Annotated in this window: 22 protein-coding genes and 1 pseudogene; 2 read left to right on the top strand and 21 right to left on the bottom strand. The window is 42.4% G+C overall.

Going from position 1 to position 25433, the window contains the following annotated elements; translation table 11 throughout:
• Positions 1 to 249 precede the first annotated feature (249 nt).
• Both DUL71_RS04390 and DUL71_RS04395 read left to right on the top strand, forming a co-directional pair.
• Positions 250 to 3111, top strand: a complete 2862-nt coding sequence (locus DUL71_RS04390; RefSeq protein WP_114936905.1) for a sensor histidine kinase — start codon at positions 250 to 252, stop codon at positions 3109 to 3111.
• 69 nt (positions 3112 to 3180) lie between these two features.
• On the top strand, positions 3181 to 3810 hold the full coding sequence (locus tag DUL71_RS04395; RefSeq protein ID WP_114936906.1) for a response regulator: 630 nt from the start codon (positions 3181 to 3183) through the stop codon (positions 3808 to 3810).
• Between the two features lie 431 nt (positions 3811 to 4241).
• Here the strand turns inward: DUL71_RS04395 and xrtY are convergent, their stop codons facing one another.
• From xrtY to DUL71_RS04495, 21 genes and pseudogenes are all read right to left on the bottom strand, one after another.
• Positions 4242 to 5657, bottom strand: coding sequence for an exosortase Y (gene xrtY / locus DUL71_RS04400; RefSeq protein WP_114936907.1), 1416 nt, complete (start codon positions 5655 to 5657; stop codon positions 4242 to 4244).
• A gap of 45 nt (positions 5658 to 5702) precedes the next feature.
• On the bottom strand, positions 5703 to 7115 hold the full coding sequence (locus DUL71_RS04405) for an exosortase Y-associated Wzy-like protein (protein WP_244228697.1): 1413 nt from the start codon (positions 7113 to 7115) through the stop codon (positions 5703 to 5705).
• A complete protein-coding gene (locus DUL71_RS04410) occupies positions 7105 to 8259 on the bottom strand; it encodes a glycosyltransferase family 4 protein (RefSeq protein WP_114936908.1) in 1155 nt (384 codons plus the stop codon). Before DUL71_RS04410 ends, DUL71_RS04405 begins: the two co-directional genes overlap by 11 nt.
• 1 nt (position 8260) lies before the next feature.
• Positions 8261 to 9148, bottom strand: a complete 888-nt coding sequence (locus DUL71_RS04415) for an FkbM family methyltransferase (RefSeq protein WP_208645473.1) — start codon at positions 9146 to 9148, stop codon at positions 8261 to 8263.
• Positions 9135 to 10415, bottom strand: a complete 1281-nt coding sequence (locus DUL71_RS04420) for a glycosyltransferase (protein WP_244228698.1) — start codon at positions 10413 to 10415, stop codon at positions 9135 to 9137. The genes DUL71_RS04415 and DUL71_RS04420 overlap by 14 nt, the downstream gene beginning before the upstream one ends.
• A 3-nt stretch (positions 10416 to 10418) precedes the next feature.
• Positions 10419 to 11378, bottom strand: coding sequence for a hypothetical protein (locus tag DUL71_RS04425; protein ID WP_114936909.1), 960 nt, complete (start codon positions 11376 to 11378; stop codon positions 10419 to 10421).
• Positions 11368 to 12576: a glycosyltransferase family 4 protein gene (locus DUL71_RS04430; RefSeq protein ID WP_161964369.1), complete on the bottom strand. Its 1209-nt coding sequence runs from the start codon at positions 12574 to 12576 to the stop codon at positions 11368 to 11370. The genes DUL71_RS04425 and DUL71_RS04430 overlap by 11 nt, the downstream gene beginning before the upstream one ends.
• Positions 12577 to 12580: 4 nt before the next feature.
• Positions 12581 to 13738, bottom strand: coding sequence for a glycosyltransferase family protein (locus tag DUL71_RS04435; protein ID WP_114936911.1), 1158 nt, complete (start codon positions 13736 to 13738; stop codon positions 12581 to 12583).
• Complete coding sequence (locus tag DUL71_RS04440) at positions 13735 to 14505, bottom strand: FkbM family methyltransferase (protein WP_114936912.1); 771 nt, start codon at positions 14503 to 14505, stop codon at positions 13735 to 13737. The genes DUL71_RS04435 and DUL71_RS04440 overlap by 4 nt, the downstream gene beginning before the upstream one ends.
• A gap of 12 nt (positions 14506 to 14517) precedes the next feature.
• The gene (locus DUL71_RS04445; RefSeq protein WP_244228699.1) at positions 14518 to 15519 is read right to left on the bottom strand and encodes a glycosyltransferase family 1 protein; all 1002 of its coding nucleotides are present in this window, start codon (positions 15517 to 15519) and stop codon (positions 14518 to 14520) included.
• Positions 15516 to 16538, bottom strand: coding sequence for a glycosyltransferase family 2 protein (locus DUL71_RS04450; protein WP_114936914.1), 1023 nt, complete (start codon positions 16536 to 16538; stop codon positions 15516 to 15518). The genes DUL71_RS04445 and DUL71_RS04450 overlap by 4 nt, the downstream gene beginning before the upstream one ends.
• Positions 16520 to 17296 carry a glycosyl transferase gene (locus DUL71_RS04455; protein WP_161964370.1) on the bottom strand — a complete coding sequence of 259 codons (777 nt, stop codon included), beginning with the start codon at positions 17294 to 17296 and terminating at the stop codon, positions 16520 to 16522. The genes DUL71_RS04450 and DUL71_RS04455 overlap by 19 nt, the downstream gene beginning before the upstream one ends.
• Before the next feature lie 167 nt (positions 17297 to 17463).
• On the bottom strand, positions 17464 to 18372 hold the full coding sequence (locus DUL71_RS04460; RefSeq protein ID WP_114936916.1) for a glycosyltransferase: 909 nt from the start codon (positions 18370 to 18372) through the stop codon (positions 17464 to 17466).
• Between the two features lie 25 nt (positions 18373 to 18397).
• Positions 18398 to 19594, bottom strand: a complete 1197-nt coding sequence (locus DUL71_RS04465; protein WP_114936917.1) for a glycosyltransferase family 4 protein — start codon at positions 19592 to 19594, stop codon at positions 18398 to 18400.
• A gap of 10 nt (positions 19595 to 19604) precedes the next feature.
• Positions 19605 to 20528, bottom strand: coding sequence for a glycosyltransferase family 2 protein (locus DUL71_RS04470; RefSeq protein ID WP_114936918.1), 924 nt, complete (start codon positions 20526 to 20528; stop codon positions 19605 to 19607).
• Between the two features lie 20 nt (positions 20529 to 20548).
• Positions 20549 to 21706 carry a glycosyltransferase gene (locus tag DUL71_RS04475; protein WP_114936919.1) on the bottom strand — a complete coding sequence of 386 codons (1158 nt, stop codon included), beginning with the start codon at positions 21704 to 21706 and terminating at the stop codon, positions 20549 to 20551.
• Between the two features lie 42 nt (positions 21707 to 21748).
• On the bottom strand, positions 21749 to 22030 hold the full coding sequence (locus DUL71_RS32760; protein WP_425270974.1) for an acyltransferase: 282 nt from the start codon (positions 22028 to 22030) through the stop codon (positions 21749 to 21751).
• A gap of 18 nt (positions 22031 to 22048) precedes the next feature.
• Positions 22049 to 22375 (bottom strand): annotated as a pseudogene (locus DUL71_RS32765) (acyltransferase); the annotation flags it as partial.
• The gene (locus DUL71_RS04485; RefSeq protein WP_114936921.1) at positions 22372 to 23292 is read right to left on the bottom strand and encodes a hypothetical protein; all 921 of its coding nucleotides are present in this window, start codon (positions 23290 to 23292) and stop codon (positions 22372 to 22374) included. The gene DUL71_RS04485 and the pseudogene DUL71_RS32765, both read right to left, overlap by 4 nt.
• Positions 23285 to 24310, bottom strand: a complete 1026-nt coding sequence (locus DUL71_RS04490; RefSeq protein WP_114936922.1) for a glycosyltransferase — start codon at positions 24308 to 24310, stop codon at positions 23285 to 23287. Before DUL71_RS04490 ends, DUL71_RS04485 begins: the two co-directional genes overlap by 8 nt.
• Positions 24307 to 25428, bottom strand: coding sequence for a glycosyltransferase family 4 protein (locus DUL71_RS04495; protein ID WP_114936923.1), 1122 nt, complete (start codon positions 25426 to 25428; stop codon positions 24307 to 24309). Before DUL71_RS04495 ends, DUL71_RS04490 begins: the two co-directional genes overlap by 4 nt.
• Between the last annotated feature and the right edge of the window lie 5 nt (positions 25429 to 25433).

The following is a 25433-nucleotide window of genomic DNA, read 5'->3' on the forward strand; positions in this document are numbered from 1 at the left end:
CTTGCGCAGGGTAACTTTTTCGTGTTTGATAGTACTATTATATCCACTGCATGAAATATCTGCCTGAACCATATCAATTAATATTACGTTTAGACAGATTATATATAATTATAATAGGGAAGGAGCTTACTTATTTGCATGGCATTTCTTTCTATATTTATCAGTTGATATAATTAACGGGGTTATATATTTTGTATAGTTGTATCTTGTTTAAAGAGTACCGATAATAAATCGATACAAATAATAAAAATGCCGCTAAAAAGCTCTTTTTTTAAATTCTTAGTAATAACACTGTTTTTATTCCCATGGCGGGTATATGCCTATACGCCCTACCAGGTAGTTTACCTTAAAAACTACAACGCTACGGAAGGCTTGCTCAGTTCAAGGGTTAATTATATCATGCAGGACAGCCGGGGCTTTATCTGGATAGCCACAGATAAAGGCGTAAGCAGGTTTGATGGGCAGCATTTTAAAAATTTCACATCGGCCGATGGCCTGGAAAGCAACGAATGCTTCCGGATAGCCGAAGATAATTACCACCGGATTTTTTTTTACTGCAGTAATTATAAGGTTTGTTATTATGAAAACGGACTTATACATAAGCTTAATTCATCTCAAAAGGTAATTGTATTACCTTTTGCCAATTTCTTTTTTAACCGCTATAACGAGCTTTGTGTAAATTATAGGCTAAGTACAAAAGTATATCACTTTGACGAGCTAAAATCAAAACGGCATACCCTGCGGCACTTGAGCGGGTATATTTATGGTTCGGACGGAGAGGAGATTATCCTATCTGAAAATGACCTTGATATGCTCGAAAAAGAGCTGTCGGAAGGCCAGCTAAACTATGAAACAGCTAATAACAATACCAGGCCTTACAGATTAGCTATTGAACAAAATCACCTGTTATTGATAACTAAAGACTGGGTGCATGTTTATCAGTATGAAAGAAGCGGGATCATTCCTCTGGAGAAATTCGCCTTTACCGGTAACGTGACCTCAGTTTACCTCACCGGGAAACATACTTTTGCCGTTACCACTGTAAAACAAGGCACATATATTATAGACTATATTACCGGCGAACGAAGAAACTATCTTAATAATCATATCACCACCTCAACCCTTATCGACAGGGAAAATAATTTATGGTTCGGCAGTTATGATAAAGGCTTTTTTTTAAGTACCAATCCCGAAGTAAAGGTTATTGATCAGGAAAGCGGTTTGGCAAATGAAGACGCTTTAAAATTGGGAATTGCGGGAGGCTATCTTTTTGCCGGGCACGTTTTAAGCACGCTGAGTTATATAAAACTTGATGCCAATCCAAGGCCACCCATAGGCACTATATCCTTAAATCAAAACCGCTCTGATTTTAACAGGATCACCAATTTACTTACAATTCCGGGTAACAGGCTTATCATAGGTACGGATAATGGCTTATTCGGATTAGATGTTTCCAATAAAAATCCGTCATCATGGCGTCCCAAAAATTATTTTTCGGGTCCCATAAAAGGAATTGCTCAGCGGCCTGATACAGTGTGTTTTATTTCACAAAATTCTGTTGTTGTATTGTCAAAGCAATTCAAACGCATAAAAGGCTACAGATTTAGGCCTGTACGCATGACATCCCTTGCCTGGTTTAACAACAAGCTGCTGATAGGTTCGCTTTATGGGTTGTACCGTTTACTACCAGCTACTAATGATATTACTTATGTACGGCTATTGGCTGATAAAGGGATAAATGTTGTCAAATGCCTGGCCTCAAATGATGAGGTATATGCAGTCGGTACCGAAGCCCAGGGCTTATTTTTATTAACCGGAGAAAGAACGCTGCAATTTAATTCGCCTCTTATCTCTTCTGGCGATATTCGTAAATTGGTATGGACAGACGCTAACACCCTATGGGCTTGTACGGCAAATGGTGTAAGTGTTATTAGCTTCAGTAATAATTATCATAACTACAAGATAAGTCTAATCAATACCAGTAATGGGCTTCCGTCAGATAATGTGGCTGATGTAGTAAAATACGGTCTTAATTATTATATAGCGACAGACAGGGGCATAGCGGTTACTCAAAACCTGGGGAACAGGCACCTGCCCAGACCAATATTGATTAATGATGGAGTGCCCGGAGCTCAAAATAGGTTTACTTATGGCCAGCCGGTTGTGTTTAATTGCGTTGCCCTGTCCTACAAAAGCATGGGTAAAATACAATACCGGTTTAGGCTAAAGGGTGTTGATAAAAACTGGAGTGTAGCACCCACCGGCGAAAAAAGGTTTGACTTGTTGCCTCCGGGGAACTATGAGCTGGAAGCAGTGGCGGCCGACCGTTTTAACCAGTTAAGCCCGTCGCTTATTTTTCAGTTTACTGTGATGCCTTTATGGTACCAGCAATTATGGTTGCAGGCCCTGGCCATCATAAGCGCGATAGTTATAGTGTTTTTGCTGGTACGCAAATACTACCTGTCCATCATCGGCTTGCAAAAAAAGGACTATGAAAACGAGCTTGCCCTGCAACGCGAACGTCAGCGGATTAGTAGCGAAGTACATGACGATTTGGGGGCTAGTATATCTGGTATTAAGCTACGAACCGAACTGTTGAGCCGGAAGGTGGCCGATCAGCCCAATTTTCAGGAAATAGATGGTATTCATGAAGCTATTACTGATATATCTACCCAGATGAGGCTCATTATCTGGAGCCTTGACCCGGAAAACGATGAGGTAAGTAACCTGGCCAACTTTATTCATAAACAAGCCGTTAAGATATTTGAATTCAGCGATATAAACCTTCATGAAAATACCTCGGTTGGTGAAACTGTGACTATAATCAGTGGCGAAAAGAGGCGGCAGATATACCTGCTTGTGAAAGAAGTTTTAAATAATATTGTTAAACATTCCAACGCGCGAAACGCCTATCTGACAATCAACCTGTACAAGGAGCGGCTGCATATTAGCATCCGTGATGATGGCCGCGGCTTTGACCCGGATATTCGTAAGCATGAAACCATGGGTATTCGTAATATTCACGCGCGTGCAAAAAGGTTAAATGCCGAGTTGAAGATTGATACAGCTCCCGGAAAAGGCACCTCCATAAGCATTAAGCTGAGCCTTTAACTACCCCATAATAGGTATAACGAAAGCCGGGACAAATTAAGATATTAGCGTTTTATATTTACCGAAGGCATGCTCCAGATCATTTTAATAGAGGATAATTTACATTACCGGCGCGGACTGGAACAGATTATTCATGACATGAGCGGAGTGAGTTTGATGGGATCATATACCAATGCCGAATCCGTATTAAAAAAGATAGATCAGCTTAAACCGGATATTTTCATAGTTGATATCAATCTTGAAGGTATGTCGGGGATTGAATTTATACGGCGGGCTAAACCTTTTCTGCCGGGCACCGAATTTTTAGTATGCACTATAAACGACGATAATACCAATATTTTTGAATCGTTAAAGAGCGGCGCGACCGGTTATATGCTCAAGGAATCATCGGCAGATGAGATCAGGAGCGCGATAACGGAAATAGCGGCGGGTGGCTCACCCATGAGTGCCTATATCTCGCGCAGGGTAATAGCATCATTTAATACAGCGTCGGCAAAACCTGCTGTCGTTTCTGCGGAGAACCTCACAGAACGTGAGGTTGAAGTACTTAACCACCTGGCGCGCGGCCTGCAGTACAAAGAAATTGCAGATCGTCTTGAAATTTCTACAGGCACAGTTAAAAAGCATATCCGCAATACCTATGTTAAGCTGCAGGTACAAAACAAAGTGGAAGCCATTAATAAATTCAGGGCTATCTGATATACCACTTTTTCAGTATTGCACAAAACGATGGTTAAAACTAATTTAGCATCATAAAGAAACTGAGGGGTGGAATTTAAATTTGCTACCTTTTAGTGATTTAAAACCTAAACCTTATCATAAATCTAAATTCGTGGCCGTTAGGTTGCGGGTTTCTTTGCTACAAGCAAAGAAAAGTAGCTAATTTCAGTTTGCATCATATTGCGATCTGAAATTTTTTTTATAAACTTTTTCCAACTGAAAAGTTTATAGTTTAATCCGCTCATAACATCAAAAAAATAATCGATAATTTTCACGGTAGAGAACCTTAACTTTCCGTTTTTAGGCTATCCGTGCCTGCAAGCTTATATGCGTTTAAATTTAAAGTCGAATTAATTGTAGAGGGAGAGAGAAGAAACCGAAAGGAGGGTTATTTTGAAAGATAAGAGGATTTATGCATCCTGAACTTTTCCCTGGTCGTGTTTGGTAATCCAAAAATAGAGGCTGATCATGATGATAATGTATATGATGATATTGAAGATGGTGTGATGATCAACAATGCGGTTGGCCTTTTTGCTCCAGAATAAAGCCAAAAGTACAAAGCGCATGATATTTAAAGTCTGGATAACCAGGATTCCGGATACCAGGAAAATCATCTTCTGCTTTAGTTGTTTAGGGTAAGAAATGACAAAGGCAGCAAAAAAACTCATTAATCCTAATCCCAGGCAGGAGTAAACAACCTCGATAGAGCCTTTACCAGCCACTAATAGCTGAGTCCCGTTATGTATAGCTGTGAAGCCCAGCCAGTTTAAAATTTGCGTACTACAGCTTAATAAAAACCAGCGTAAGCTCTGGATATAATTAAGGTTATTGGCCAGGAAAGGATAATAATGATTTCCCGGGCTGGTAACGCCATAAAACAGGATATTGAAATAATAAACTATCAGAAATAAAAGCAAGAAACTAAACGCAAATTTGAGAGGGGAAACCTCCGTATATTTTTTATCTTCTTTCATCTGCGGGCCTTTAATAAGTTCATCAATTTTTACATCAACAATTAACCTGAACCAAAAGCCCTGTAAAAAGTGGAATATTACGCCGGTTCGCCCATCTAAAATACCCAGCTGAAAAATCATCCGGTAAGTAAAGTAGAGCAGCGGCCTTACATAACGCGGTAATTGCCACCATAAGTTTTTTAGCCAGGCGGTACGTTCGTCGGGCGAGCCAAACAAAGTTGGCCTGAGTGTTTGTGTTCTTAATTTTTGTATCCGTTCTACCTCTTCATTCGCCAGTAAATCGCTGTAACGGTTATGTTTGGTTATCCAAAAACTGATTTGATTTTCTTTAAGGTTTTCCTCTAAAATATGTCCATCTTTCCAAACCCCGGTTTTTCCCGGTACAATGAAACGGTGGTCCATATTTTCATTAAGATCTGAATATCCTTTGCCATACCGGATCATCTTTAACAAATAAAAAGGATAATACCCACCGTGTTTTATCCATTGCCCCTTAAAGTAATTTTTACGGTTAAAGTAAATGCCATCAATATCCCGATGGTCTTCATCTTTGAAATTGCCAAGTTTCTGTTGAAGCTCTGGTGTTACTTCCTGGTCGGCATCCAGGCAAATGACCCATGGCGTTTTGATATCGAAATTTTTAAGTGCGAAATCCCATTGTTTAGGATGATTTTCGAATGGATGCTGTAAAATAACTGCCCCTGCGTTTTGCGCTATAGTGATGGTATTATCTTCACTGCCGGAATCTAAGATGAAAACGGGCGCGTTTAAATCCCTGATGGATGCCAGTAAACGGGGCAGATGCTGCTTCTCGTTATAGGTTAAAATGATGAAGGAATATGCTGGTGTCAATAATTACGCTATCTATTATACAAACTTACGTTTTCTTCAAAGGCTTTAAACCTCTTTTAAAATATTGGCTGCAGTAAGGATCTTGTGGATGGCCAGCATACTGATATAACTCCAGAATATGTTGTTGATGATAAATTCAAAGCTAAGTCCGCGCCACATGATCTGGAATAATCCGCTAAAAATCAAGGCAGTGCCCAGGATATAACCGCCGAAGAGTTTCTCGGCCTTTACCGAAATTATTTGCGCAATAGCCCCATAAACCAGCATAATTACGAATATACCCGGAGCGCCGGCGGTGAGATAAGCGTCGACAATAAAAGCTGGTTTAGCCGATACCGAGGAGGCCCTGTTAACTACACCAGCGTCAAAAACGCGCTCCATCACCAGGTCTTCGGTAATAGGTTTTGCAGGCCAGAAAATACGTGGTACAAGTGCTATTGCTGATTGTTCGAACAGCTTAGTTCCGTAAAAATCAATATTTTTTGGCGTTGATTGCGTGAATTTGATGAACATATCAATTTCGCTGAGCCTGAAGACCAAAAAGCCCCAGTTAGAGTCATCTTCGTCTCCTGTATTTGCACTGTTTATAGCAGCGTCAAGGGCAAGTTGTGTCGCCTCATCGGTAGATGCATCCCCCGACCACGCGTTTTGCCGGAAAATACGGTTATAAGTGGGGAGGAACATGAATAAAAGTAATAGCGCCGGAACAAAAATGCCGATCACGATTTTTTTATAATTAGGATATAAGAAAATTCCCAAAACCAGTACGCTTATGATAATGGGCTCTTTAAATCCCGATGTTAAGGCCTGGTAAAAATTAAATATGTAAAAGATGAGACAGATTAACGTGTTACCGGGCTTTTTTAACGGTATGGCGAAGGCGAGTGCCAGGGTACCTGCAATAAAACTAAGTGAACTGAATTGATTGGCAAATTGAGACAGACCAGGAACCTTGGTGAAAAGTATAGAAGCCGGGAAACTAAATACAGCAAACATCATCAAAAGATTGGCCAGCTTTTCTTTCGAGATATAATACTTTGATTTAGTTTCATAATTCATGAACATTAAAATACCTGAAGCAAAAGAGGCATGGGCCAGGCAATAATAACGCTGACATTGAGCGGTATGCACCAGCCGGTCTTTATCCATAAGGGTAGTGGTTACCTTCTCGAAGTTCTCATAACCCAACACATCCAAAAAATAAAAAATAGATGTGCAAGCCATGTAGCCTGCAAAAATGATTTGTACCATAAAAATAGGGCGCATGAGTTGCTCGGCTATGCTCCTGTCTGTCGGCAGTGGTTTTACCCATCCGGTCAGGGTCAGGAAAAATATGAGGAAAGAGCCCAGCCAGGCTACACAGTACGATAATTTAGGATCGCCGCCGAACAACATGGCTAAAGCCCAGGGTATAAATAGTACAATAATACGCTCAAGGGGCGCCTGGTTATTTTGCATATGTATTCTTCAGCGTTTTCAAGATGGTTTCGGCCTGGATTTCAAAGCTCCAGGAAGTTACCTTGGCTTTGGCGTTATTGCCTAAGTTGCTTAACCCTGTTTTGTTTTCAAGCAACAAAGATAACTTTTGAATTAAGGAAGACCGGCTTCCGGCTTCAAACATCTCTCCGTTGATACCCGAATCAACAAGATCAATCGCACAACCACATTTATCAGATACAAGTACAGGCCGGCTCGCCGCCATCGCCTCGTTAACAGCAAGGCCCCATGTTTCGTTAGGTCCTTTTGAAGGTAAGCAAAATATATCGCATGCCTGGTATATGGCTGGCATGGCCGATTGATTGCGGAACGCTAAGAAATGAACTTTTTCCGACTCAGCAGCGTTTGCTTTAAGGGAATTTTCCAAAGGCCCATTCCCAACAAACAACAGATGAGTATTTGGCATGTCCATCGATAGGAAAGCATCAAGTAAAATTTGCGGAGATTTTTTTTCCTCCAATTTACCCGCGAATAAAATAACGGTATCATTTGGTTTAATGCCAAGGCCGGACCTGATATCTGTTGCTTCCTTCGATCTGTCAGTAGCGAACCTGCTGTTATCGATAGCGTGAGGTGCAAAAAAAAGCTGATCGTTTTTTAACCCATATTTTTGAAAATATGCCTTGTTGTTAGAGCCAACGTAAAAAACATAATCAACATGGCTATACACCCAGCGCAGTACAAATGAGCGTAACAGATTTTTGAAGCCTGTTTGCCCGTCAAGTAATGTTGAATCGCCTCGAAAATAAAGCGGTATTTTATTTTTGAAATGGCGTATAACTTTCAAATGGCTATTGTAAGCCCATCCGTAAACTAAAATAGCATCGGGCTGCCAGTTCTTTATTTGGCTAATCAGATCGGGATTTACTATTCCTTTAAAATGATGTGAGCCGGGGTTGGGAGCAGTGTTTTTAACCCATTGATAAGGGTAGCCATCAAGCAGCGGAATATCCCAGGCTATTGTTTTACCGAAACCGGGATCAAACTTTTGCTGTGCCTCCTCGCCCCATGTATAAAATACCATAACCTCTATGCTTTGGCTTAGCAGCTTAAATACCGGAGCATAGTATTGAATAGGGTGGGTGGTAATAATGGCGAGGCGCATGTTAAATTTTTTCGCCCAGTGCTGTAAACGCTGGGGCCGATTTTAATCGTGACAGGATAAAATCGATGTCGCGACAGTAAATGGTGTTATAATGCCCAAATGAGGGTATCAAATTTAATCCCCTCGTAAACGGATCATACCGGTATGGCGCAAAACCCGAAGATACCAGGGTTTGGTGAATATCTTCTTCGTTAAACCCGTAACGCGAGCCACTGCCGTTCAGCTCAATGATAATGGCTTTTAGCATTGGTTGCTTTAAAGTTTCGTTCATCCCTTTAAGCACTTCCGTTTCAAAGCCTTCCACATCAATCTTAATGAGTGAGGGACAGTCGTCAGCAGTTAACGAATCTACAGTGATCACATCTATCATTTCCGCATCTGCCTTTTCATTATCAAGCACCACGTGGTTGGTGGTATCTTCATTTTTCGAAAAGCTTAACTGTCCTGCCGTTGCTCCTGCCGCGGCATTGATCATCGTAACCTTGTTTTGTAAGCTGTTCAGCCCGAGATTTTTAGCAGTTAATGCCGCTGTGGTTGACGAAGCCTCAATAGCAATGGTTTTTGCATTACTAACACCGGAGGCCAGTAAGGTGTACGAACCCGCGTTCGCGCCAATATCAAAGAAAACATCTTCCGGCGTCAAAAAGTGAAGCAGAAATGCCATGTCCTCAAATTCGTGCAGTCCGGTATAAATGTTTCCTGTTATCCCGGTAAGGCCTTTACGGACGTAAAAATTTACGTTACCTACAAAAGGCTTTATTAACAATTTTGAAGGTTGAATGCTGCTTTGAAGCTGCCAGCCTAAAAATCTCAGCAACGCCTTAAACGGATGCCTTTTACCTAAGGGATGGTTTAAAATAAAGCCGAAAGTCCTCTTAATTTTTCCCACTGATAACACGGTCAAAAAGTTTACATTGTTCTACAGTCATTTGCCTCGCAGAATATTTATCAGCGGCTTCTTCGTTATAATTAGGGAGCGGTTCATTACCCTGAACGATAGAAAGTAAAAAAGTATTGATGTCATCATCCGTAACCGTATCGTAATTATATACTTGTTTTACTCCATATTCCTTCATGATATCAATTGCCGAACTCGAGGCATTAAAGATAGCCAGTATTGGTTTCTGCGTTAGCAAATAAGGATAAATTTTCGAAGCGGTGTATTTTGGATCATCGGAGCCTGGTATGAACAGGACATCGGTCTGTTTTAGTGTGAGCAGCGTGTGATAATAACTTATCCTGTCGGTAATTTCGGTTACGTTACCGGCTACACCAAAATGATCGGCAACCGGTAAGATGCTGGGCTTGCCTTCGCCGGCGGGTGCATAGCTGGTACCAATAAAGTAGAACCTTAGCGCCTCCAAAGCTTTATTTCCCGAATCCAGTCCGGCTTTGAACGCCTTGAAAAGGGTACTTACTGCTTTTTGCATGTCTGCTCCACCACGCCCTACATATACTATATTGACGTGAGAGTCATCAAGTAGCTTGGGGAAATTGCTTTGATTTTTTTCTGCAATTTCCATATCGGGTTCAAAGGCCCCGAAGGTGATTGTTGCTGCCGGGATATGCTGAATACGAGGGTATCGGTTTTTAAGATCGGTAATGTAATGGTCGGATACGCTGATCAAACCATCCGCGCTGTTCATGGCAATAGGCTCCAGGTATTTGTTCAACCTGTATGAAAACCAGTATTTACGCGGTCGTTGGGCCTTTGGTTTATCCTGGTAATAATCCGAGTGCCAGGGGTCCTGCATGTCAATTACATAGGGAATGCCAAAGCGCTTTTTAAAATATGCTCCTAAAATACAAACGGGGAACTGCGTAGTCGAAAAATAGATTAGATCATATTGTTTCGACTTTAAAAGTGACTTGATTTTTTTCTTGTAAAACAGCAACGACCGTAATGCTATGCTACCCAAGCCAAATTTTGAAGTGAGGTTTTTGGGGAGCGCCTTTACTTTATGGATCCTGACATCGCCCGGGATACTTTGTAAAAGCAGTTGATCAATAGGGAGATCAGAATATTGTTCATCCACAATAACAACCTCTACCTCCCAGCCGTTTGCAGCAAAATAGGGAATACTCATCCTTACACGCTGCATATCAGCAGCATTTACAGGTGGGAAATAAGGGGATACGATCAGCAGTTTTTTCATAGGCTATCTCATGATCCTTTTCCACCACCGGTTGCCGCTAAGTTTTTCACGGGCCTGCGACCAATCGCAAACCTCATCAATGATGTCATAGAAGCCCTGTTGTTTTTCCGGCAGATCATTCAGTCCTATCTTTTCAATAAGCTGTGGTAAATTCTCATAAAAAGCTTGGGTACGATAGGGGGGATGCAGCGACCATAACCCCTCACCGATCCCTAAAAAGTCAATCCGTTTTAAATTATGTTGGATGAGATAGTCTGAAAGCATATGCTCAGGAAGATCAGCATTGGGATTACCTTCAATAATCGCTTTTGCCTGTCCGCGAAGCGGTGGCAGAGTCAGTATCAGTTTATCAGCATCAAATCTGCCTTTATCTATCATGAAAATCCTGGTACTCATGCCCTTTAGCTGCCATGTATAGGGGGCAACTTTCTGAACAATATCCTGACCAACCAAAATATCCGCAGGGTGCGGCGGGCCGGGCAGCGGGGAAGCAATGAGGCAACTTGAATCAGACTCGAAAAGTTTAACCGCTTCGCCAATCCAGTGCTGACTTCCTCCGCCTAAAAACATGTCCGAATCCAGGTGTAAAACGAGATTATTTTTAGCCGAGTACAATCCGAAAAAGTAGGCGTAAAACGGACCGCCCCTGAAATCTTTATCGGGCATATTCTTTTTACCAAAGAATTTATCGGCTACCTTTTGTTTCGTCGCCGGGGTATAATCAACGTAGTTTATACTCACGGCATAATTGCGCTTAACCTCGATCTTCAAAAAATCGTCCAACAGGGCTTTATTCGCCTCCCAGCCATCAGCAAAACGCCCTTTGCTTGGGCGGGTATCAACCGTTAAAAGAATGTCGTCAACCTGTGTGGCCAGCATCTCCAACTGATGCTTGAGCATAAAGCGTGCGTGCGGATAATCGCCGGGCGCAAGGTTTATCTGTAAGCTTACTTTATTTTTCAAGGGCTATACCAACTAATGAGATGAGTTTTTTAGACTCGTTTTCCCAATTGTAAAATGCTCCGGCTTCAATTGCCCGGTTTTGTGCCAATTGCAATTCCTCCGGACTATTAAGCCATTTTTCCAGCGCTTCAATTTCTGCACTATCAGGCTGTTGGGACAATTTAAAGCCGGGATTGAACAAATCATAACCCTCTTTTTGCCCTTCGGTTTCACTCGTGATAACGGGTAACTCGGATTGAATATATTGGAAAAACTTATTAGTGATGGTATAATTGCGGCTTGCCGGAGTATTCAGTTCTAAGGCCAGACCAATATCAAATTCAGTTATTTTTGTAGCGAGTTGGTTTTCCGGTACCAGATCGTGAAAAAACAGATGATGTTGGCTGGGTAGCAGTGCAATTAAACTTTGCCTGTAGGACTCCGTAACGTTTCCCAACAGGTGCAATTCAATTGGTGTTTTTAATGAATGCAGTATTTTTATAAACTGTTCCAACCCACGCCCCGGGCCTATGGTTTGTGAAAACCAAAACAGTTTTAGCGGTTTGCTGAAGAGCTTTGTCTTTTGAAAGGAGATCTCCGGCCTCGGAAAAACATTATAAATTACCCGTGGCTTTGGCGATGAATATTGTTGGGCCAATTTCTCGGCCAGTGCGTTTGATGTTGTGATACAAAAACTCCCTTTGCGTAGTGCCTCTGATTCGGCACGTTGTAATAAGCCAATCGGCCGCTCTGCACGTGCTTCGGGCAGCAGGTCTTCAGAATACCAGTCTTCCAGGTCAAATGCAACTTTAAAACCTGCATTTAGCAGGCGGCTACCGATGCAGGTAGGCAGTTCCTGATGGCAAATGTACAGATCAGCTTTTATTGCCCTGGCTGCATCATAATAGCGCAAGGCGCCATAACCAAGCGCGAGGCTATTTTCTATCTTAAATCTGCGAATAGCCCAACGCCCTAATTTATTGAAAAACCGATCTGCAAATGATTTCAGATTTGTTTTGGATAGATCAGATACCAATTGCAGGCGGATATTCGGGAAATCTGCGATGGCCGACAGATCCTGAGCATAAAGATCGGCCGAAACACTGCCGGTTAAGATATGAACGTCATACCCCGCAGCTGCAAGTGCTGTAGCCTCTTTCAAAGCCCTGGGGTTCCGGCAAAGGTGCGATTGGGTAACAATACAGATCGTTTTGTGCAAGTTGTTAATTAAATAGCCTGGTTTTTATTTTTTGGAGGGATTCCGGGATCGAATGTGCTCCGAGTGCTTTCTGCTGGCTTCTGGCTCTTAATTCTTTTCGCTTACTTTCAGATCGGGCTAATTCCAGGCTTTTAAACACCAATTCATCGGCATCAGTATATGTCTCAATATCAGTGCCTAATTCATAGAGATGGGTGAGCCCTTCGGTATATTCTGTGAGGTAGCAGGCACCTAACATAGGAGCTTCCAGGTCCCGGAGCCGGCTATAAGTCAATATATTTTTTCCAAAGTCGTAAAAGGTTGGTACCCGGTTTATGCCCAGGGTGATCATACTTTCCCGGCTAAGACGGATGTATTCATCGAAATCAGGCTTCTCAAATAAGTTTTCGGCATTTATAAGAACCTGATCCTGTTTATTAAACCGTTTAACATGATAGGCAGCAAAAGCTTTCAGTCCTGTTTGGCGTATCAGTTGCAGCTGGTTATTGATTTTTGCGGATAGATTTGATGCCGGTAACACAGTCGCCGATTCGTTTTCATTGTGCCATCCGGTTCCGGTTATTTGTACCGGTAATCCTTTGTCGATCACATTTGCCAGGAGTTGCGCACGCAGGTAGTCTTTAGAACCAATAAAGGTAATGGCATCTGTTTCCCTAACCGGAAGTGTCCGATATTCTGGCGCTACCCACATAGGCATGGGGAGGTTAATATAAGCGACCCCAGCCGTTTGATACATATTCAATGCTTCAAATTCCGGCACCCACACCAGATCAAATATTTTAAATTCAGGTGGTAATTTGCTGAAGGATCTAATATTATCGCAGTAAAAATTAACACAAGGCACGCCCATTGCCCTTATTTGTTTAATGGCGTTTATGTCAATCTGCTTGGGATACAGGTAACAAAGAAAAATGTCGAAATGCTGCCGGTTGGTTTTTACGTAATCGACAGTTTGCGTCCAGGTCTGTTGTTTCCACTGTTTTAAGGCCGGGTCATTCTCATAGGGGACCATCCCGGCGGCCCAATCCAGTCCGGGGACTTCCATCCATTTCATACCTGCCTCATCTATACCATTTTTGATATAGTAAGTCCAGAAACGATAGGCTGGTATGGCATGTGGCGCTGTCCCGATATCCTGCATAAAAGAAAGTAAGATCCTCATGAAAGTCGTTTGAACAGGACGTCAATCTGGTTGAGCTCTGTGCCCAAAGGAGTGTTGTTGCCGAATGCAAAAAGTTGAAATCGATATCCCGCAAGGTAATTTGCAATATCAAGAAACTGCGCCTGGCCATAGTAATATTCTTTAAAGGAAACTTCACAAATAATATACTTCGCGGAGTTTAGCCAATCTCCAAGTCCTTTAAGCACCTCTAACTCAAATCCCTGTACATCAAGTTTGATAATATCCGGTTCGGGTAGCGATTTATCGTCAATCAGGTCGGCAAGACGTTTGATCTCTACCTGCTCTTCTTTTTCTTTTTGAATGTGAAAATGCTCAAATTCAAGCGGGGTAGCAGATAGTAAGCTTGATGAGTCAGAAAAACTGGATATGTTGATGGTGCCTGTTCCATTTTCATTCCCCGCGCAAAACGGATGCAGGTAAACATCTTTCAACGCCTTACAATTCTCATTGAAATGCGAGATGTGAAAAGATAATGGCTCAAACGCGTGGACCGCAGCTTGTGGTAAAATAGATTTGGCAAGTAAGGTCCAGGTGCCTGTGTTACTGCCAATATCATAAACAACAAGATTAGCAGTTAGCGAGCGGTCTTTACCGATTATTTCAAGCAGTTCAAGCGAATCGATATGCCCGAGTTTCAGCGGGGCCCCTGGTGTGTTTTTTAATTTGCCGATGCGGCGTTTTCGCGCTATTTCAAGCGCCAGCCTTTCAATCAGTTTTTTTGGTTTATATAAGATAGAAAAATTCATGAATAAGCTGGATTACAGGGTTTTGGTTGCAGGTTTATCGTATACTTCCTGTATGATTTCCAGCATACGCCGGGCACTTTTCTCCAGGGTGATGTTTTTTAATATGTAATCCCTTGGGCTGAACTGCTGTTGTGTAACCTTTTCCCAAAAAGTAGACAGCCCAGTTTCAAACGTCGCATAATTCTTGAAAGTCATCCCGCAGGTGTCATCAAAGAAAGGAACGGATGAAGCGGATATATCAGGCGTGCCCCACTGATGTCTTTCAGGGTCAAGCCAATGAGTTTGATCCCAGGCGTAAACGGGTATATCCATAGATAAGGCTTCGCAACAGGCAAATCCCTGGCTTTCATGCTCGCTCAGGAATATCATCGATCTGGATTGTTTTAGAAGCTCATGATAATCGGCCTCCTGATAATGTCCGTAACAGATTTCAACAAATGAAAGACCAAGTGCTTTTAGTTTGTTTTTAATGGCCTCAATCAATTCCACCTCCATCTTCGGATAGTCCCATCTGATCTTATTATAGATCAGAACATCGTAAACCGGTTTTTTATCTTTTTCCGGAAGCCACTTTTGAGTTTCTATTCCCGCGGGCCAGAGTTCGCAGACATCGGCCCCATAATAAGGAATGTAAATGTCATTAGCCCATTTGGAATGCTGCAGGTATTTAACTACCGGAAAATCCTGACACATGGTAGGCCATTGCGTGGGATGGGATACCAAAGCGATACCGGCTATAATAGGATTAGGTTTATTATAACCTTCAAGTGCTTGCTTTCCAATCCCTAATACTACTACGGGTTCACCGGGGGCTATTTCTTTGAACGGCCGGTTTACCACATAATTCACCCCGATTTCATCAAATCCGAGGCGAAGATTTATAAAAACCTTTTCTATCCCGCTTATTTTCTTGGGGCGGAAAAGCTTTCTGGCCGCTAAGAAAATATATCTGTCGCCGGGAAGGTAGCGGTCTTTTTCCGGTGGTTTGCGAAAGTAAAGGTGAATGCGTTTCATGATAGCTTGCCTGAGTTTTCCGGCCTTTTACTCAATTGATGTTTGAAGAGTTGTAATCGTTTGGCAAATTTCCATCCAAATACCATAGATAATAATTTGCCGCTTGTTGTACCAAACGGATACTCCGGGCGAATTGACGCTTTTAATGTTTTAAGATCGTTTTTAATTTGCCGCATCAGCTCCGGCGCGGCCGGATAGGCTTTAAAAAGTAAGCCATGCAGCCACCGGGCGTGCATGTTTTTCAATTCCGGCAGCGTTTTTTTAGCTTGTAGCCATGAAATTTTAAGGCTCAGGGCATCGTACTGCGAGCGCAGGTGTTGCTGCGTTGCTAAGCCCGACAGGTTTTTATGCCCCTGGTATTTCCTGTAATAATTGTAGCCATCTGATTTTAAAACACCCTTGGATGCCAGTACTACCCTGCAAAAGTATTCTCCGTCATCATCCAATGTCAGCTCTTCATTCCATTTACCGGCTTTTTCTATAATGTTTTTGGGGCATAGCCAGGCATTCGGCTGTACCATGGATCCTTTGCCTTCGTTATTTCCGCCGTAAAGATTAAAGAGAAAATCAAATGGGGGCAGGTTTAGTAAAAAAGCTTCTTCGTATGCAGATGGTTCAAACTCGGCGGGTTGATGGCCATCTGTAAAATGGATGGTGCTGCAAACCGCAACCATTCCGGGATTCGCAGCTAAAAGGGTTACCTGTTTTTCTATTTTATCAGCACTTAGTATGTCATCAGCATCGAGGAACTGAATATAATCTCCCTTAGCCTTCATCAGCCCGCTATTCCTTGCAGCGGCAGCGTTTTTATTTTCCTGGTGATAAACCCTGATCCGTTTGTTTTCAAAGGTTTTCGCAATAGAAAGAGATTCATCCGTCGATCCGTCGTCGATAATAATTACCTCTATATTTTGCCAGGTCTGGTTAACACAGGAATTGATAGCTTCGGCAAGATATAACGCCGAATTATAAACCGGTATAATAATAGAAACCAGGGGACTCAAATCAGTTTCTTCCACGCGGTTGTAAAATAATCATCTTTAGATAGGTCTACATAATGATGCAGCACACCTGCCGCATTATTAACCATTGAGCTATCGGGGTTAACGATGTAGGTATTAGATGGCAGTATTTCTGCTTTAACACCTGCCAGTAGCATAGCGGTCAAGGCTTGTTCCAGGTAGTAAGAGGCTCCCTCGTTTTTTTCCAGAACACCTATCCAACGGTCTATTTTATCCCAGTTGACATCGGCACTGTTCATGCCGATAACGCCTACGTTTAATAATTCAGGTATTTTACTGCCGCAAAGTTCTTCCATCAGGTGCCTGGAGTACCCGTACGATTCCTGGCAGTCCAGCATGTAAATAGGGGATGTCGGGTTTTGCAGCCAATTCAACAATTCCGTTGGTTCATTCCAAAATAACATGTCAGAATCTAAAACTACTTTCCAGCCTGAAGGCGCGATGGTATGTATATCCGTTAATTTTTTGATGTGCGGATAAACCTTCCTTTTATGGTTTAAATGCGGGTACCGCTGTTCCGGTAATATGCTGTTGAGATTTTCATCTATCATCTGCCGGGTTACAATACCTGCACCCGGAAGCTGTTTACGGATTTGAGCCAGCAGGTCTTCATCAAAACTGCCATCATCAACCAATATAAATCTGAGCGGCGCATTGGCCTCCCGGTTGAGCGATTGGATGCAAAACAAAGTTTGATAAAGATATTTTTTGCCCGTCAGGAAATAGACTGGCAAGCCATCTTCAAAAGATTTCACTGGGGGAAGCTCCGCTGATTTTGCCGACATCAAATGGCTCAGGCGGATCATCTTCTTATAATTCCTATATCCCCCGAACCTTTTAAAAGTCTTCAGCCGGGCTTTCGGATAACGATACAGAATATTTATGATTTTTTGAAGCAACTTAGTAATGTTTTGCTAGATACTTAGCCTGCCAAACCTTCAAAGGTTCCGCAAGCCCCTTTCCATTTGAGGTAATTATGGCTGTTTTTCCAGGCTTTATAAACAACAAAACTTTTCAGTTTCCTTAAAGGTACTGTCCATCCTGGTATTTTTTTCCAGGGGCTGATGCCATGACTTTCCAGTACATAAATCCATGATTTGCTCAGATCCTTACAAAGCCGGCCTAAATAGTTTATTTCCAGCCTTTCTGCCGGAATGATATGACGGAGGGAAAGCTGTGGGAAATATCCGCTGTCCCATCCCGACTTTACAATTTCAAGCAATATATCATTGTCTCCGCCCGAACTCAAGGAGTTTCCTTTCCGATCCGTAATGATCGATTTTCCTGAAGTGATCTTAGCGCGATAAGATTGTAATGCAGCCTTACGCACGGCCATACCGGCACCTATGGGGCCATATTCGGGGAATTTGTTTTCCCATTGCTGGATGATTGCCTCGTCGCCGAAATCGCGCAGCGCTAAACTAAAATAGAAAGTAGGTAGCCATTCCGGTTCTTCATATGGCAATTCAGGAAGCGATTTTCCACCTATAGCACCTATGTTCGGATGGTCGGTGAAAATGGCAATGGTATTTTGAACATAGCTTTCGTCCAAAATATTATCATCGTCTACAAAAATTACAATATCGCCCTTAGCTTCGTCTACACCTCTTAACCGGGCGTAAGTCAGTCCTTGATTTTTTTCGATAACCGCCCGCGCTGCCGCTTTCCACTGTAATGAAATCTCGTCAATAACTTTATTGTTAGAGTTATTATCTACTAAAATGAGTTCCCAGGCTTCGGGCGCCGCGCTTTGTTTTTTGAGCCCTTCAATTGTGGCAAGAAGCCGTTCGCGGTTTGGGTTATAAGTCGGTATAACGACGGAGAGGTACATGACCGGTAAAATTGAAATTTTGTTTTTAAATAAGCTTGCTATAATTCTCTTCCAAAAGCACTCCGATTCTTTCGTTGTTATATGCGGTAACTACTTTTTTCCTTGCGTTTTCTCCCAATTGTATTCGCAGGCCCGGATCATCAATAAGGCGGATAAGCGCCTTCGCTATCCCGTTATGATTGGAAGGATCAATAAGCAGGCCTCCGTCGCAATCTTCAAGCATATCTTTCATGCCGCCTTCTCGGCTGGCTACGATGCCACGCGCGGCGCTCATAGCCTCAAGGCAGCTGTATGGGAAATTTTCCCAGATACTCGGAAAAACGCAGATGTCGGTATTGGCGTAAACTTCTGCAATTTGGTGGGCCGGTACCAGGGTAAATTCCAGGTTGTCGCGGTAATCTTTCAGTTTCTCAAGCAGATACTCTTTCATATCAAGGCCTTTAACAGGCGATTTTTGTATCCCACCTACGAATTTAACTTTGATAAACGGCTTTTCCTTCAAAACAATTGCCAGTGCTGCTGCCAACTTTACAAGGCCCTTTCTAACTTCCAGCCTGCCGATATAGGTAATGGTATTTGTGCTGGTAGCGGGCGGGATGTTAAGGAGCTCAACCCCGGGAGCAAACAGATTGGGAATGTTCAAGATCTGGTTCCTGTCTATACGCCACTTGCGGGCAACAATATCACCGAGGCTGATGGAAGGCGTATGTATTTGCTCTGCCAGCATCGTGGTGAGATAATCAGGATCTGTTTTAGTATTGCGCGGTTTCCAGAAACGTCTGTATAGTTTTCCGCGGACAATACCGCTGATTATGAACCTGCATTTTTGTAAATAGGTTAGATAATGATTATTAATGATATCAACCAGGAACCAGGGTATATGCAATCTCACTACAAGCGGGATATGCATGAAATTTCGTTTAATAGACAGGCCATCTCCGGAGAATTCCGGCGACTCCATCAGGTCAAATTTTCCAGCTTCGTTAGCTGCTTCAAAAAAAGGCAGTATAACATAATGGAAAATTTCCCTGTCTGTACATAATACGCGATTTACTTTGATCCCATCCACTACCTCTGTAACCGTACGGTGCGTTGAAGCGCAAAAGACCTCAACAGTATGTCCTCGTTCAAGCATCATCCGCGAAACCTGTTGAACGTAGGTAGCTATACCGCCAACGGCGGTGTCAGGAGGATATTCATAAGATATATACGCGATTTTCATCTGCTGCCTTTTATATCAGACCTAATGATCTGTAAATTTTAATTCTTATACGATTAATGAAGTTAACTTTCCCCCAATGAGGAACAGCGCCATGTCCCTCGTCTGACCACATCAGTTTTTCATCCTCATCCCACTTCATTTTCATCTTTGCATCTGAGGTTTTCGCGGTATCATGAATGTTAGCTACTGATAAAGGCTTTTTGATTAGTTTCCTTTTTTGACCTTTAACCAGGCGAAGCCAGAGTTCAAAGTCAAGCGCGCAATGCAATTTTTCCCAGATAGGCTGATGAATAGTCGCGCTCCAAAACGATGATGGCTGTACAAGATTGGGTATTTTCAAAAAGAAGTCCAGTGATGGCAGTACCTTGCTTACATCGAACTGTTGTGTGGTTTCGCGATAATTCAAACCATAACCATAAACGAATTTGGTTTTCGACTGTGTAAATAGTTGGATAACTTCATGAAAAACACCTTTCAGATAGTAATCGTCACTATTGATCCATGCATAGTAATCACCTGATGCCAGGCTAAAGCCCAGATTAATAGCTTGTCCCTGCCCGTTATCCCTCGCGCTGCGGTAGTAGCTGATCCATGGTGAGTATTTTTCAATAATAGAGACGGTCTCATCGTTACTCCCGCCATCTATTACGATATACTCCAGGTTAGGATAGTTTTGTAGCAGGATGGAGCGAATGGTTTGTTCAATGAACCTGCCCTGGTTATAGGATGGTGTAACTATCGTCAGCTTAGGCCAGTGGTTTTTGGTACCGTATATCCCGGGATCTGTTTCCTCGGTCCAGGGCCAGCCGGTTTGCTGATTATCGGGAGCGGGCAAAACTTTAAGCAGACCACCCGACGGTATTACCTGTAAAGGTACGTTAACGCCTGCTGCTATAAAATCTTCCCGGTATTTTTTCAGATCAGGTAAATTCATCCTGCTTGCTTAATAAATGGTTATGCCGTTTCCTGTAGCGCTATGCGCAGAAAACCACTGCCGAAATTTTTAATATTGCGTTGATAATCAGGATTGGCATAAAGCGAGGGGAGCGGATGTGCACTAATGGCAAGCTCCAATTTTGCCGTTAAGTCCTTTACATCCAAAGGAGCGAAGAACCTGGCGCTGCTATCAACAAGCTGCTCCTGGTGGACTTCGATATCGGAAACTATCAATGCTTTATTCATTGATTTGGCGTCTTCAACTACGGTGCTCCAGCCCTCAAAAAGGGATGGCTGAACAATAGCAACAGCATTATTCATTAGCTGTAATTGTTCCTCTCTTTTGATAAAACCAAGAAACCTGATATTATCAGTAAGATTATTTTGCTGAACATAAGTATTAAGTTCTGTAAAATATTCAGGGTTCCTGAGATCTGCAGTGTTTCCGGTAAAAGCAACCGTAATATTGGCTCCATTATTTTTAAGCCTGTGTACCGCCTGAATAACCGTAAGCTGGTTTTTATGCTTCCAAAACTGGTTGGGGCAAAGAAAATAAATATCGGGCAAATCAAACTTCTTAAGCAGGGGGCCGATAGCCAAATTCCGGTAGACCGGGTGAGTGACGGCAAACGGCAGCACATGTACTTTAACGCTATGTCCTGGATAAAGCGATTTAAAATGTCCCGCCGCGTTTTGACTGCTCAGAATAAGATGCTCTGACGAGCCCTGAATCTCCATTTGGCTTCTTTTTCTGCCTTCAATAGCCTCTGCACTGAAAAATTCAGGAGAAAAATGTTCCTGAAAATCAGCTATCCAATAAATTTTATTTTTGGCAAGGGATTGCGGTTTGCTTTTGTAATAAGGAAATACCGCTTCCAGGTTTTTTATGGTTTGATTGAAGAACGTTTTTCTGAGCAGGCGGTTGGTTATTTTATTAACGAAACGGGCTGCGAAGTTTGTTTCTCCGGTGCCTAACCTAAAACTCATGTATGGATAGGAGAGGTAACTTTTAGCGGCTTTATAATCGCTACGCTTATTGATGATCAAAACCAGGTGCGGTTTAAGCTCTTCATCAAGTGTATTTAGCGCGTTAATAAGGTTCTCAATATAATAAGTTCCACCAATCCAGTTTTCATTGTAAGAGTAGCTGAGGCCTATCCTTTTTCTTTTAATCATTTACAGGAACCCTTTGGGCCATCAAATCCTTTTGAACCATATTTATTCTTCGGTAAGGTGCTTTTTTACCGTAGCCGGATTACCGGTTACCAAGGTAAAAGGAGGTACATCTTTGGTAACAACAGCGTTAGCACCAACAATAGCTCCTTTACCAATAGTTACACCTTTTAAAATGGTGGCATTAAAACTTATCCAGGCATAATCTTCAATAACCACTGGTGCAGTGAGCACATTGCCTTTGTCTGCCCATGAGCCGTTGTTAACCAGGTCTACATATCTTTCCGCTCTTTCTATGGCGTCAAGTTCATGGGCATTGGTATCCATAACATTTACGTTATGTGATATCTGTACATAATCACCAATGATAACGCTGTCGCCCGACCATATCCTGGAATGATCACCTATATAGCAGTTTTCGCCAATAGTGATCTGTCCGCCATATTTAAACACGTGTAGCATCCCCCTGATATGGGTACCTTGTCCGACTGTTATTTTTGACCGGTCCTGCGCGTTAGAAACTGTGGCTTCAGGATAAAAAATAGCTCCTGAATTAACCACATTGGCTTCAATGTGCTTGTTGTTTTGCTCCTGATACAGGGTATTAAGTATATGGTGGATATTGATCTTTTTTAAAAAGCTGGTGATCAGTTTTTTTATCAGTTTTTTCATCGTTTGTTACGCCACAGTTTAATTAGCCGCCGGATCAATGAATGCCTGCGTTTAGCAGGCGGATTTAAAGCTAAATATAAATCTTCCAGATAAGCCACATCCAACGGAAGCTCTTCGGGGTGTTTCAGGGGGAATGACATGGAAAAGGCAGGCAATAGGGCTATCGGATTATCTACCAAATTCATGTGCGTACCGCTCTCAAAACCGATGTTTTTCACAAGGTTAACCGAGGGGTTAATAGCTATTCCATCATTGATAAGGATGCTGTAAAACCACTGAATATCCCAGGTATCCAATGTGTTGTTGTGTGCGCTTTCGAACATCTGGTAATAGGTATTAAACCATTCCTGGCTTCCAATCGCCTGTCTGATTTGCGTTTGAGTTGCTTTCTCCGGCCAGGCTTTCATGCCGATGTCGTAGCGTTTCCAGGCCCTTTCCCATGTAGCCCATCCCCAGATCCCACCATGAGCCCTCAAGTAAGACGGAGAATGCTCATCGCCCGATTTACCTAATAAATTAGAACCGGAGATGGACATAACCTGCCCGTTGTTCCGGAACCGTTCCAGCAATTCCGAACAAAATGAAAAAAAGGTATTATCCGGTAAGCAGTCATCTTCAAGGATAATGCCTTCCTCCACATGGTCAAAAAACCAATTGATCGCGTCGCTTACAGCATTCTTACAACCTGAATTTTGCGGCCTGAATAGTGTTTTGAGCTCACATTTCCAATCTATTTGGGTGACTATATTTCTTGTTAAGGCGCATAATGCCTCGTCTGTTAGTACGTCTGGCCTCGGCCCATCCGCTGCTATAAACAGGTATTCGGGTTGATGCACCCTGATGCTGTCAAATACGCGTTGGGTATTTTCCGGACGATTGAAAATCAGAAACAATACCGGAACAGCTGTACTACGCATTTGCCCCTTGCTTGACCGAGTTCAGAACCTGCTGAATATGTTGCTGGTGATTGATCACCTGCTTCCGGTTTTTTATAATGGAGGATACCATGCCGTAATGCCTCAATACGGTGCACTTTTGTTCCAGTGTAGGCCGTTTTCCTTTTTTCAGCGCTTGTATCACTACCGCTTGTACGCTCCTTAATAAAGATATGCTATGGCTTTTTAATAGCCTGGTACTTAACTCGTTCAAAGACGCAGGTTCTTTGTTAATCATAGCGATATAACCGTACAAAAAATAATAGGAGTAACTAAGCCAGAACGCCATATCAATAATGGTTGTAATGCTTTGCCTTTTTGCCGGGATTAAATGTTTAAATGTTAAGCGGTTATCAGCTACAATCTGGTGGCCGCCTAAATAAAACATAAAGCAAATTTCGGCATCTTCACCTGACAGAAAGTTGGCGCCAGTTCGCCCGGTGGTAATTTGTAACCATCCATGTTCCGCCAATTCCATAAAAATGCTTTTCCTGACTGTCATACCGGCTCCGTAAACCCAATGGTCTGTTACAACCCAGTGCTGTGGCCCATTGGCATTCAGTTGGCTAAGCAAGGTTTCATTCATTGTGACCGGTTCTTCCGGAAGGATCTCTCCACAGCCCCCTAATACCCCGATTTTCGGATTGGCCTGCATAATTTCAAATGCAGTGGCCAGGTAGGAGGGGTTTAACCAGTTGTCATCATCGCAAAATAGCAGGTATTCATAGCGTGCGCAATCAATTCCTTTTCTCCGGGCATTGAATAATCCTGGAACAGGTTCATCCACTACATTATACTCAATACCTGCGGATGAATATTTTTGCCATTCATTTAGAGCAACCTGTGCCGTATTATCGGAAGATGAATTGTTAACGATCCATATTTCCCAGGGTAAACTATCAGGTACCTGCTGCTGCGCCAAATGCCTGATAGTTTCAGGAAGGCGTAACGCTGAGTTATAGCAGCATACAATTACCGATATGCCCCTGGGATTATTCAACTGTAAATGGAATTAAGCCGTGTTTTAAATTGCTCAAAGCTGAAGCTTTCTTTAACTTTTGTGAACGCGTTTTTGCCCATAAAAGCGCGTAAGTCTTCATTATCCACTAATTTAAAGATTGCCTCAACGTGTTGAGAGACATTTTCCGGTTCAACAAGGTAGCCGTTATAATCCTCCCGGACAGATTCAGGAAGGCCGCCGACATTTGATACCACACATGGTAATGATTGAGACATGGCCTCCACCACGGCAATGCCATGGGTTTCATAAAAACTTGGCTGATAATAGATATGTGCCGTTTTCAAATAATCATCGGTATTGCTTACAGCTCCTTTAAAAAAAATCTGCTTTTGGTTGGATATTTCCAATTGGTACTGATTTAATAAAGGGCCATTCCCGAGCCAGATAAAAATAACCTTTGGACGTGCGCCGGTAACAACCTTAGCTACTTTTAACCAGGTTTCCGGATTCTTGTACCCTATGACATGCCCCATTGTAATCACACATACGGAATATACGTTGTACCGCTCTGTATTGAGTTGCACGCCACCTATGGGTTCTGTAACGCAATTATAAACAACGTTTACGCATGTCTGCTTCTTTTCGGTTATTTCCCAGTTTTTGCTGATCAATGATTTATTGGACTGGGAAACGGTAATGATTTTTTTTCTTTTACCAAGTTTTCGGTTGCAGGTATATGAGGTGAAAGATGTATATCTTTTGTTTGGTGTGGTGTGCAGGATATAATATACCTTACAGAACGGGGCCCAAAAAAAGTATAAATATTTCTCCGGCTCCACCGCGCACACGGTAATATCAGCTAAACCGTATCTAATGCTCAGTAATTGAATATAAAATACTGATTTCAAAAGTCGAAACGCTTCTTTCAGATTGGTGGTCCACCGGTATTGTAAATGGGCGTAACCACAAAGATTTGTTTTAATCCTATACCTTACAAGACCGCTCTCATCTACTTTTTCAAGAAATTTTACTTCGTGCTCATCCTCCAAAACCAGTAGGACGTTTTGCGGCCCCAAAACTTTTATCAAGGCTCGCAGGTGCGTATTACTTCCGCTGAAATCAAATAACTTAGTGAAGATGATATGTTTTATTGCCACAGAGC

Source organism: Mucilaginibacter endophyticus, assembly GCF_003351025.1.
Lineage (GTDB): Bacteria > Bacteroidota > Bacteroidia > Sphingobacteriales > Sphingobacteriaceae > Mucilaginibacter > Mucilaginibacter endophyticus.